The sequence below is a fragment of the Orlajensenia flava genome, assembly GCF_004801905.1.
GTDB classification, from domain to species: Bacteria; Actinomycetota; Actinomycetes; order Actinomycetales; family Microbacteriaceae; genus Orlajensenia; species Orlajensenia flava.
The window spans coordinates 289,821-299,953 of the sequence record NZ_SSSN01000007.1; the positions used below are offsets into that span (position 1 = coordinate 289,821).

Below are 10,133 nucleotides of genomic sequence, written 5' to 3' on the forward strand. Positions count from 1 at the left end.
GTCTTCCAACCCAGCGCCAGGCGGAGACCGCGCGCTCCCTACGTCGCTGCGATGCCTGGTCGGCTGTGCTTGCGGAGTAGGACCTCAAAGTCACTTGAGGTCCTAGCGTCCGGGTCACGGAGAGCAACCTAGTCCGTGTTGATCAAGTCGCTTTTGATCCAGATCAGGGTGGTCGCGAGGCTGCTGGCGGAGTGGACGGGCTGCTAACGTCCGCCGCAACGCTTGCGCGTTGTCGTCTCCTCGAGCACCGCTGCGGTGCCGTCAGACTGCGCAGTGCCGGCGTGCGTACTGCGCCGGTTCAGCGACCAGCTTCCGAAGACAGACCTCGTTTGCGGACGGTGTCCGGGTGGGTGTCGACGCCCGGCCCACGTTCAGGCTGGTGCGTTCAGACCAGGATATGTCGGCTGGGCCGATCTCTATCGCGTCCGTAGATCTGTACCTCAGCGGTGATGACATCGAGAGACCGCTGCAGTTCGCGCATCTGGTCGCGCACCCGTGCTTCATGCACCTTCAGCAACGCGTGCCGCTCCTGAACCGTCTCGGGTCCGGAGCGTGCAGCGGGGATGTAGCGGCGCAGGTCTGCGGGAGGCATCCCTGTTCCGCGGAGTGCGTCGCACACGTTCAGTTCGAGGACATCCCGCTCTGAGGATGGGCGGTGTCCAGCTGCCGATAAACTGGCTCAAAGAGCAGACCGGCTTGCTAAGAGCAAGCGAAGGGTGCGAGGCCGTCTGGTGACCTCACTGATCGGCAATTGGTCGAAAGCTCAGGGAGTGACGGCAGGACGGAACTGCTTGACCTTGAGTGGGCTCGAGGTCGTCCCGTCGCGACAACGCGCTGAAGGTGGCGCAGGAGATGGAAGCGTGAACGATGGCAGTGTGGTTCATCACAGGTGCAGGCCGCGGGCTCGGCGCGGCGATCGTGCGGCAGGCCCTGGCTCGGGGCGACCAGGTCGTCGCAGCCAGCCGTCGGCCGGAAGCGGCACAAGACCAGCCCAAACATGCTGACCTACTGCCGGTCCGTCTCGACGTCACGAGCGAATCCGACGCGGTGACCGGAGTACGGGCAGCGGTCGAGCGATTCGGGCGCATCGACTTCCTTGTGAACAACGCGGGCCGCAGTCTACTCGGAGCCGTCGAAGAGGCGACGGCCTCCGACGTGCAGGAAGTATTCGCCACCAACCTGTTCGGCGTCCTCGCGGTCACCCGCGCAGTCCTGCCCGTCATGCGCCATCAAGGCTCGGGAACGGTAGTCAACATCGGCTCAATGGGTGGATTTGCGCAGTCGCCGGGCTGGGGCGTCTACGGCGCCACAAAATTTGCCCTTGAAGGAATCAGCGAAGCTCTCGCCGCGGAGGTAAAGCCGCTCGGCATCCGCGTCACGATCGTCGAGCCCGGCAGCTTCCGCACGGACTTCCTTGACAGCACCTCGCTTCAATCGGCCAGTACATCCATCGAGGACTACGCGGCGACGATCGACCCGATCCGCGCAGCCAGCCGATCCCGCAGTGGAAGCCAGGCGAACGACCCGGACCTCGGCGCGTTGGCACTGATTAGCGCCGTGACCGCAGAGACGCCCCCGTTCCGCCTCCCACTTGGACGCGACGCGGTGTCAACCATTGAACACAAAATCGAATCCGTTCGTTCAGAATTGACGGAGTGGCGCAGCATCAGCGAGTCAACTGAGGCGTAGCCGCTCGTAAGTCACGGATATCATTTCTATAGTCACGTCTCACAGGCAGGCTCATCAGACCCCCGGACGGTGCGTCGCCGCCGAGCGTGAACCGGGTCTTCGCACTGAAAGGTCGTCGAGGCGCTGCGGGAATGCGCACCCCGCTCGTCGCCCGGGTCGGCACCAAGCTCGAGCAGGAACCAGAACGCGTCAGCGCTGGACATCCAGCCCTCAACGCCTCTGCGCCCACGCCTCGGGTCCGCCGTCCCGGTGTACGGGAAGGATACGGTTGTTGAGACTACCGCCCTCGGGCGCGGAAGAACTGGCGGGCTCCGCTGGTCTACGTCTGCCAAACACGGCAATGAGGCGCGTGGACAAGCAACGCGTTCTGGGCGTCAGGAGTGGTCAGTTCTTCTGATGTGGGATAAGGACGATCTTTCCCGGGGTGTGTCCGTGTTCGAGTTGCTCGAAGGCGTCGATGACTCGCTCCAGCGGGAACGTCGCGGCGATCGGCAGCTCGAGTTCGCCCGCTGCGAGGAGATCTGCGAGGGCTTGTAGTACCTCGGGTATTTCCTGGTCCGGGAGTGAGGCGGCTCCGGCCATGCGGATGCCCAGCGCGACAGCTGCGTCGGAATACACGACGGTATCGATGCGGTCGGGGGTGATTCCGAGGTCGATTGCGAGGTGGAGATATTCGGGTCCGTACAGGTCGATGAACGCGTCGACGTTCCCTCCTCCGGCGGCGAGGAGCCGGTCGGCCAGGTCGGGGCCGTAAGGGACGGGGGCCGCTCCGTGTGCGCTGAGTCGCTCGGCGCTGGCGGTCGATGCGATACCGAGCACGAGTGCGCCTTGTCGCACGAGGAGCTGCGTCACGAGCGTCCCGACGCCGCCGCTGGCACCGGAGACTGCGATGACTTCGCCGGGGTGAGCCGCAATTGCTCTCACGGCGGCGACGGCCGTGGTACCGGCGACATCGAGGGCTCCAGCGACCTCCCAAGCCAGCTGTTCCGGCTTAGCAATGAGTTGGTACTCGGGCACGACGACGTGCGAGGCGTGGCTCGATCGCGCCCACGAATACCCGAGAACGGCGTCCCCGATGTCGAAGCGAGTGACGTCCGATCCGGTAGCGACGACGACTCCCGCGAGATCGGTGCCCTCACCAGAGGGGAACGTCGCGGGGTACCGGTCGTGCAAACCGCCGGAGCGGATGATCACCTCACCCGGGTTGATGCCTGCCGCTCTCACCTCCACCAGCACTTCGCTGGCAGAAGGTCGCGGCATGGGTACTTCTCGAACCTGCAGGACGTCCCGTGTCCCGTAGCGATCGAAGCGCACAGCCCGCGCTGTCTGAGGGAGAGCTGCCGAGTAGGTCATCTGGTCCGTTCCTCGATCTGACCGGTCGACGCGAGAGGCGCCGACCAACGGCATGATACAAGGCGTTGTCCTCACCGCGGTTGGGACGGCACTACGATCAGGGCCATGCGCCAAGACGGGGTCGTGGAGGGAGACCCGCTCGGTGCTGTGTGAGCGATGCTGCGGACTGAGCCTGTCAACTCTTTTGTGTGAGTGAGCATCGGGTGGGGGCCTTGACTACGAGGGCGTCCGCGTCCGCGTGCGCCTCGGGTGCGCCCTGATACCCGTGTCGAGCCCGAGATCGCGCGAATCTCGCCTGCTTTGCAAGCGGGATGTCAGGAGTTCGATTCTCCTAGGCTCCATAACATCTGCTGCTCGGCCCTCGCCCGACGAACTTACGACGAAACTCCCACCACCAGGGGCGAATGCCGCGGGGATGCGAGACAATCGGTCAACGGTCGCTGTCTGGGGGTGAGGCCATGGCATCGTGTAACGTCGCGTTCAGGTCAGCGAAACGTGCGATCCTTCCAGCTGGGGTTCTGCTGGCTCTGCTGGCGATGACCGGATGCGCCGCCGAACCCGAAGCGGTCCGGACACCGGAGCCCACGTCGAGCACCCCGCCCCGGCCCCGGCGCTCGCGTGCAGTGACCTGGTCGCTCCCGCGCACCTGACGTCAGCTTTGACGGGAGGCTCCGGCGCAGCCCCGACGGTCGTTCCGGCTTTTCAGCCCGACTACGACCTCAGGGCCCGAGCCGTCACGGCAGCCGGAGGGCTGCAGTGCTCCTGGCGTGCGGGCACCGCGCCGGCGGACGACTTCGCGTATGAGGGTGATTGGGCCTACTTCTGGGTCGACATCCTCCCGAACGCCGCCGACGTCTACCACCCGGTGCAGCTCGGCGACGCGCCGACCACGCAGACGAAGGCTTTGGCTCCGTGACCGCATCCGCCACCTGCGGCGATCCCGGCAGCGAGGCATCCGCCGTGATCAATGACGCGTGGGTGGCCGTCCGGGTGAACGCCGCGGGGTGCAACTCCGACCGTTCCATCTACGTCGGAATCGGCGAGTCCCTGCTCGACCATGTCGCCCCGGCCATCACCGACGTCTTCGCCGCCGTGGGTGCTGCCGCACCCGAGCAGCTCGGCACGGCGCCCCCGACCGCCTCGCCGGCGCCATCCACAGCGGTCGGCGGATGCGAGAGCTTCCTGCCGGCGACCCTGCTCGCGTCCACGCTGGGCGCGAATTCGGCCACCTATGTCGCCGAGAAGGGAGCGGATACGCCGAACACCCCGACCGACGCCGCGATCCCACGCGCTGGATTGCTCATCTGCGCTGCGGAGGTCGCCGACCAGGCCAGCGTCGGGTTCTTCATCGCCCCGCAGCGCGCGGATCTGGTCACGGATCAGATCTCCACGACCGAACTCACGGCCGGGCTTGCGGATGCCGCACTGCCCGGCGCCCTCCCCGACGAGAAGGCGGTCTCCGACTGCCCGGGCCAGTACACCTGCTCAGAACTGTTCACGATGGGCGGCTCGGGCTTCTCCATCATCCATCAGCCGCATGCCGACGCGATCGCCGCAGCGATCATCGCCCGGGCCCGCTGAGGGTTCTACTTCCGTTATCGACGACGGTGCTCACGATGCCGGTCCGTACGTCGTAGGCGTGGCCCGACACCCCGATCGCAGCCCACATCGCTACGACGTCGAGAAGAGGATGACGACCCGATATACGGCGGAAGTGGTCACAGGTCGAAGGTCGGGGGCAGGGTGAAGCCGCCCGAGGCCACAGTCGTGACGAGCGCCAGCACGGCGAGGATGACCAGGCAGGCGTAAAGGAGGGCGAAGAGTTGGCGCCTCACCTCCTCGGGGGCGAGAGCCGTCGCGATCAGCGTGCCGATGGCGACGATCACCACGACGACGCCGCCGATGACGGCGAGCGTCGGCCGGCCGGAGGCGGCGCACGAGGATGTCGTTCCACCCACGGACGAGCACACACCGGCCAGACGCGACGCCAGCCAGAGAGCGGCGAGTGCCACCCCGGCCGTGAAGACCACCAGCACCCACCGGGAGAGTGGCGAGCGCGTCGTCGCATCCGTCATGCGGAATACTTTATCGGCTGCAGATAAGGTAACCGCTATGGCCATGGACATCCGCGTCGCCGCGTATGGAGTGATCATCCGTGACGGATCGATGCTGCTCTCGCACTGGAACGAGCACGGCCGAACGGGGTGGACGCTGCCGGGTGGAGGCATCGACCCCGGCGAGCATCCAGCCGACGCGGCCGTGCGCGAGATCCTCGAGGAGACCGGCTACGTCGCCCGGCTCGATCGGCTGCTCGGAATCGACACGCAGGTCATCCCGACGGCGCGCCGCCACACGCAGGCGAGCAGGCCACTGCAGGCACTGCGCATCGTCTACCGGGCGTCGGTGGTCTCGGGGGAGTTGCGCAACGAGATCGGCGGCAGCACGGATGAGGCCCGCTGGGTTCCGCTCGACGAGGTGTCGGCGCTTCCCACGGTCGATCTGGTGCGGGTGGGCCTGCGACTGGATGCCGACGAGCCCCCGACAGGAACGTTCCGCCGGGACTGATTAGTCCACCCGTGATGGGGCACGGGCACGACGAAGGCCGTCACCACGCGGGTGACGGCCTTCGATCGAGAACTATATGCTGGAGGTGCCAGCCGTCGAGGTCGTCGGCGAAACCGGCTCGTCGGCGATCCACAGCTCATCATCCGCCCGGAACGTCTGCCAGACCGCGTACGCGACACCGGCAGCGGCGAGGACTCCCGCGGTGATGGCGATGTAGGTGCCGACTCCGGGGCCGCTGCTCTGCTTGGGCAGGTACTTCTCGGCGCCGATGCGCTTGACCGCTGCGCGCACGCGAGCGTCCTTGGCGACATCGCCGATGGAGAGCACTGCTCCCAACGCGTTGCCCAGTGCGGGCACGACACCGTCGCTGGCATTCTTGACCAAGCCGCGAGCGGTATCCACTCCGGGCTGCACGTAGTGGCTGTATCCATCGCGAACGCGCGGCGTCACCTCTTCACGCGTGAGGTAACCGACCTGGCGGCCAGCCTCCCGCGCAACGTGGTTTGCGTGACCGAGCACATCCTGCTGGTTACCCCACAACTGCTCCACACTGGCGCGGAGCCTCTTCAATTCCTTCTTGCGCTTGCGGGACAGGCCCATCTTGACCTCCATCACGTCGGTGGCGAACTCTCCCATCTTGCCACCGATTGGAGTGTTCGCTAGGGGCTTGTCGCGTTCGCCCAGCTTGGATAAGAGCCCGTCGGTAGGATTGAGCCCATGTCCAAGCACACTGCTGTCGCAACGATCAACACCTCCGTCGGCCCCATCAAGGTCAACCTCTACGGCAACCACGCCCCGAAGACCGTGAAGAATTTCGTCGGTCTGGCCACCGGCGGAATCGAGTGGACCCACCCGTCCACGGGCAAGAAGAGCACGGAGCCGCTGTACGACGGCGTCATCTTCCACCGCATCATCCCGAACTTCATGATCCAGGGCGGCGACCCGCTCGGTCAGGGCTTCGGCGGACCCGGGTACACCTTCGATGACGAGATCAGCCCCGACCTCGACTTCACCAAGCCCTACGTCTTCGCCATGGCCAACGCCGGCACCCAGGGCGGCAAGGGAACCAACGGGTCTCAGTTCTTCATCACGGTCGCCCCCACCACCTGGCTTCAGGGCAAGCACACCATCTTCGGGGCCGTCGAGGATGCCGACTCCCAGGCGGTCGTCGAGAAGCTCGCCGCCGTCCCCACCGACGGACGCGACAAGCCGCTGCAGGATGTCGTCATCGAGTCCATCACGGTCGACGAGGTCTAGAGCCCTGTGACGAATTCCCCGGGTGTCGATGCGAACGTCTGCTACCGGCATCCGGATCGGGCGAGCTTCGTGCTCTGCCAGCGATGCGGACGCACGATCTGCCCCGAGTGCCAGACACCCGGGGCGGTCGGCGTCATCTGCCCGGAGTGCATGAAGCAGCAACGGGCCGAAGCCCCCCGCACCAAGCCGGCCATCCTCACTCGCCTGAGCGGGCGCGGCGCTCCCGTCGTGACGTATTCCATCATCGGCATCACGGTGCTGGTCTTCCTGCTGCAGTGGGTGCCCGGCCTCAACGCGACGGCGCAGCTCCTGTTCGCCCCGCTGTACGTGAGTGACGTGGCCTTTGAGCCGTGGCGCCTGCTGACGGCGGTGTTCGTGCACTCGACCGGGTTCATCTTCCACATCCTCCTCAACATGTACACGTTGTGGATCTTCGGTCAGTTGCTCGAGCCGATGCTCGGTCGAGGTCGCTTTCTCGCGCTCTACCTGATCAGCGGGCTGGCCGGGTCGGTCGGCGTCGTGCTTCTCGCCGCACCCAACACCCCGGTCGTCGGAGCATCGGGTGCGATCTTCGGCCTCATGGGCGCCTTCCTCGTGATCCAACGCCGCCTGGGCGGCAACATGACGCAACTTCTGGTGCTCGTCGGCATCAACCTGGTGATCGGGTTCGTCCCTGGGCTGAACATCGCGTGGCAGGCGCATGTCGGAGGATTGGCCGCCGGCGCACTGGTGGGACTGATCCTCGTCGAGACGCGCAGCCCGCGTCGAAAAGGGGTTCAGATCGCCCTCCTCGTCGCACTCTCCGTCGTGCTCCTCGTCCTCGCGAGCCGCTACCTGATCTTCCCGCTGGCGTCATGACGGAAACTCCCGTTTCACCGGGACGCGGAGTTATCCACAGGGTTATTAACACTGGGGATAGTTACACGTGTGTAATTGCCGCGAACGGGGGGTGAACAACGGACGAAGCCGCCGACATCACGATGAGGGTCGACGGCTTCGGGGTACAAACGGTGGGGGTCAGCGCCACCGTGTGGTCATGAGGAAGCCGATCATGGCGATGCCGAAGCCGACCAGGATGTTCCACGAACCGATCGAGGGAATCGGGAACTGGCCCTGGCTCACGTAGAAGACGATGATCCAGACGAGGCCCAGCAGCAGGAAGCCGACCATGACGGGCTTGAACCACACCGGGTTCGGGACATCCTCGCTGCTGCGTGCCTCAGCGGGGCGCTCGGGCTTCGTCGACTTGGTGCGTGCCATGTCGGTGATTCTATCCTGCGCAGCCGTCGAGCTTAGAATCGAGCCATGACCGACCCGACGGCTGGCGAATCCCCGCCCGAGCCAGCGGCATCCGCTGGTGTCGAACCAACGCGCCGCCGGTCGCGCGCCACGGTGTTCAGCGTTCTCGGCGAGGTCCTCATCACCGCGGGAGTGCTCGTCCTCCTGTTCATCGGCTGGCAGTTGTGGTGGAACGACTGGGTGACAGCCGGGCAGCAGACCAAGGCCGCGTCCGAGCAGAGCCAGAAGTGGATCGAGCAGGCGCACGCACAGGGAGACGGGTCGACGCCCACCCCCACCGCCGGGAGCTTCGGAGACCCGCCCGTCGAGGCCGCGGTCGGTGAAGGGAAGCAGTTCGGCATCCTGTTCGTCCCTCGCTTCGGCAGCAGCTACCAGCGCAACATCGCCGAGGGCACCGGCACCGACGTGCTCAACAGCACCAAGCTCGGCATCGGGCACTATCCGCAGACGCAGATGCCCGGCGCCGTCGGCAACTTCGTGATCGCCTCCCACCGCAGTGCCTACGGCGGCGGCATGCACGTGCTCAACGAGTTCCAGCTCGGCGACCCCATCGTCGTGCAGACCCAGGACGGTTGGTACACCTACCGGTTCCGCAACCTGCAGTACGTCACGGCCGACCACGTGTCGGTGCTCGATCCTGTTCCCGACACGGATGGAGCGGCCGCCGGTGATCGCCTCATCACCCTCACGACCTGCAACCCGCTGTACTCCACGGCCGAGCGCATGATCGCGTACGGCGTGTTCGACAGCTGGCGCCCGACATCCGCCGGTCCGCCATCCGAGATCGCCTCGCTCGTCGCGGCTGAACCAGCAGCCGGTTAGGAGACCCGTGTTCGCCGCATTCTGGCGCGTTCTGCCCGGCCCCATCTGGCTGCGCATCGTGTTCGTCATCGTCCTCATCTCCGCGGTGCTGTTCGCCCTGGCCACCTGGGTGTTCCCGTGGGTCGACCAGATCATCACCCCCCAGGAAGCGACGGTCGGCCAATGACGCGCGTGCTCGTGATCGACAACTACGACAGTTTCGTCTACACCCTGAACGGCTACCTGCGGGAGTTAGGAGCGGAAACGGATGTCGTGCGCAACGACGACTTCACGCCCGAGGAGGCGGCCGACCGCATCGCCGAGTACGACGCCGTGCTCGTCTCGCCCGGACCGGGCAAGCCCTCGGATGCCGGCGTCTCGATAGCGGTGGTGCGGGCTGCGTACGACGCGCAGAAGCCGTTGCTCGGAGTCTGCCTCGGGCATCAGGCGATCGCGGAGGCTTTCGGCGCGACCGTGACGAACGCCGACGAGTTGATGCACGGCAAGACCTCGGTCGTCACGCACGACGACAGCTCGCTGTTCGACGACGTGCCGCAGCCCTTCACGGCCACGCGGTACCACTCGCTCGCGGTCGTGGACGGCACGGTACCCGAGGAGCTCGAGGTGACCGCGCGTACGGCCGGCGGAGTGATCATGGGGGTCACGCACCGGGATGCGCCGCTGTACGGCGTGCAGTTCCACCCCGAGTCGGTGCTGACAGAGGGCGGCTACACTCTGCTCGGCAACTGGCTGGAGGGTGCGGGTCTCACGGGCGCTCGCGCGTCAGCGCTCGGCAAAACACCGCTCGTCCGCCTCTGAGTGCTGCTGGTCGAGTAGCGCAGACGCGCCAGCGGCTTCGCGTATCGAGGCCCTCGCACGTGCGAGTGGCGGGTTTCGATACGCCTGCTCGCTGCGCTCGCGGGCTACTCAACCAGCACTACCGCCGGTCGAGTAGCGCAGACGCGCCAGCGGCTTCGCGTATCGAGACCCTCGCAGGTGCGAGTGGCGGGTTTCGATACGCGTGCTCCTTCGTCGCGCGCTACTCAACCGGCAGTGCCACTGCAGACGCGCAGCGGCTCCGCGTATCGAGGCCCTCGCAGGTGCGAGTGGCGGGTTTCGAAGCTTCTATATGTCAATGGGGGCAGAGGAGTGGGAAGAGTTCGCGGCAG

At 66.1% G+C, this 10,133-nt stretch carries 13 protein-coding genes and 1 tRNA gene; 10 read left to right on the plus strand and 4 right to left on the minus strand.

Going from position 1 to position 10,133, the window contains the following annotated elements; translation table 11 throughout:
- The first annotated feature begins 867 nt into the window (after window positions 1-867).
- Window positions 868-1,689, plus strand: a complete 822-nt coding sequence (locus tag E6C70_RS11555; RefSeq protein ID WP_136424684.1) for an oxidoreductase — start codon at window positions 868-870, stop codon at window positions 1,687-1,689.
- A gap of 384 nt (window positions 1,690-2,073) precedes the next feature.
- On the opposite strand, the gene E6C70_RS11560 is transcribed toward E6C70_RS11555, so the two are convergent.
- Window positions 2,074-2,949, minus strand: a complete 876-nt coding sequence (locus tag E6C70_RS11560; RefSeq protein ID WP_235833409.1) for an NADP-dependent oxidoreductase — start codon at window positions 2,947-2,949, stop codon at window positions 2,074-2,076.
- A gap of 365 nt (window positions 2,950-3,314) precedes the next feature.
- Between E6C70_RS11560 and E6C70_RS16720 the strand changes: the two genes are divergently transcribed.
- The 3 genes from E6C70_RS16720 to E6C70_RS11570 all read left to right on the plus strand — a co-directional run bounded on the left by E6C70_RS16720 (window position 3,315) and on the right by E6C70_RS11570 (window position 4,623).
- A tRNA-Ala gene (locus E6C70_RS16720) sits at window positions 3,315-3,383 on the plus strand.
- 203 nt (window positions 3,384-3,586) lie between these two features.
- Window positions 3,587-3,958 (plus strand): hypothetical protein, encoded by a 372-nt coding sequence (locus tag E6C70_RS11565; RefSeq protein WP_136424686.1) that lies wholly within the window; start codon window positions 3,587-3,589, stop codon window positions 3,956-3,958.
- Window positions 3,955-4,623 carry a hypothetical protein gene (locus E6C70_RS11570; RefSeq protein WP_136424687.1) on the plus strand — a complete coding sequence of 223 codons (669 nt, stop codon included), beginning with the start codon at window positions 3,955-3,957 and terminating at the stop codon, window positions 4,621-4,623. Before E6C70_RS11565 ends, E6C70_RS11570 begins: the two co-directional genes overlap by 4 nt.
- Window positions 4,624-4,760: 137 nt before the next feature.
- Here E6C70_RS11570 and E6C70_RS11575 read toward each other — a convergent pair whose 3' ends face one another.
- Window positions 4,761-5,117: a hypothetical protein gene (locus tag E6C70_RS11575; RefSeq protein WP_136424688.1), complete on the minus strand. Its 357-nt coding sequence runs from the start codon at window positions 5,115-5,117 to the stop codon at window positions 4,761-4,763.
- A gap of 37 nt (window positions 5,118-5,154) precedes the next feature.
- Here E6C70_RS11575 and E6C70_RS11580 point away from each other — a divergent pair, with 37 nt between their 5' ends.
- Window positions 5,155-5,607: an NUDIX hydrolase gene (locus E6C70_RS11580; RefSeq protein WP_328590847.1), complete on the plus strand. Its 453-nt coding sequence runs from the start codon at window positions 5,155-5,157 to the stop codon at window positions 5,605-5,607.
- Window positions 5,608-5,679: 72 nt separating this feature from the next.
- On the opposite strand, the gene E6C70_RS11585 is transcribed toward E6C70_RS11580, so the two are convergent.
- Window positions 5,680-6,243 (minus strand): hypothetical protein, encoded by a 564-nt coding sequence (locus E6C70_RS11585; RefSeq protein ID WP_235833410.1) that lies wholly within the window; start codon window positions 6,241-6,243, stop codon window positions 5,680-5,682.
- A gap of 81 nt (window positions 6,244-6,324) precedes the next feature.
- Here E6C70_RS11585 and E6C70_RS11590 point away from each other — a divergent pair, with 81 nt between their 5' ends.
- Window positions 6,325-6,864, plus strand: a complete 540-nt coding sequence (locus E6C70_RS11590; protein WP_136424689.1) for a peptidylprolyl isomerase — start codon at window positions 6,325-6,327, stop codon at window positions 6,862-6,864.
- Window positions 6,865-6,870: 6 nt separating this feature from the next.
- Window positions 6,871-7,722: a rhomboid family intramembrane serine protease gene (locus E6C70_RS11595; RefSeq protein ID WP_136424690.1), complete on the plus strand. Its 852-nt coding sequence runs from the start codon at window positions 6,871-6,873 to the stop codon at window positions 7,720-7,722.
- 159 nt (window positions 7,723-7,881) lie between these two features.
- On the opposite strand, the gene E6C70_RS11600 is transcribed toward E6C70_RS11595, so the two are convergent.
- The gene (locus E6C70_RS11600; protein WP_136424691.1) at window positions 7,882-8,124 is read right to left on the minus strand and encodes a cell division protein CrgA; all 243 of its coding nucleotides are present in this window, start codon (window positions 8,122-8,124) and stop codon (window positions 7,882-7,884) included.
- Window positions 8,125-8,169: 45 nt separating this feature from the next.
- Here E6C70_RS11600 and E6C70_RS11605 point away from each other — a divergent pair, with 45 nt between their 5' ends.
- From E6C70_RS11605 to E6C70_RS11610, 3 genes are read left to right on the plus strand one after another with little or no spacing between them, the layout of a single operon-like run.
- Entirely contained in the window at window positions 8,170-8,985 is an 816-nt protein-coding gene (locus E6C70_RS11605) for a class E sortase (protein ID WP_235833411.1), read from the plus strand.
- A gap of 7 nt (window positions 8,986-8,992) precedes the next feature.
- Window positions 8,993-9,151, plus strand: a complete 159-nt coding sequence (locus E6C70_RS16725; protein ID WP_168770936.1) for a hypothetical protein — start codon at window positions 8,993-8,995, stop codon at window positions 9,149-9,151.
- Window positions 9,148-9,783, plus strand: coding sequence for an anthranilate synthase component II (locus E6C70_RS11610; protein WP_136424692.1), 636 nt, complete (start codon window positions 9,148-9,150; stop codon window positions 9,781-9,783). Before E6C70_RS16725 ends, E6C70_RS11610 begins: the two co-directional genes overlap by 4 nt.
- The last annotated feature ends 350 nt before the right edge of the window (window positions 9,784-10,133 follow it).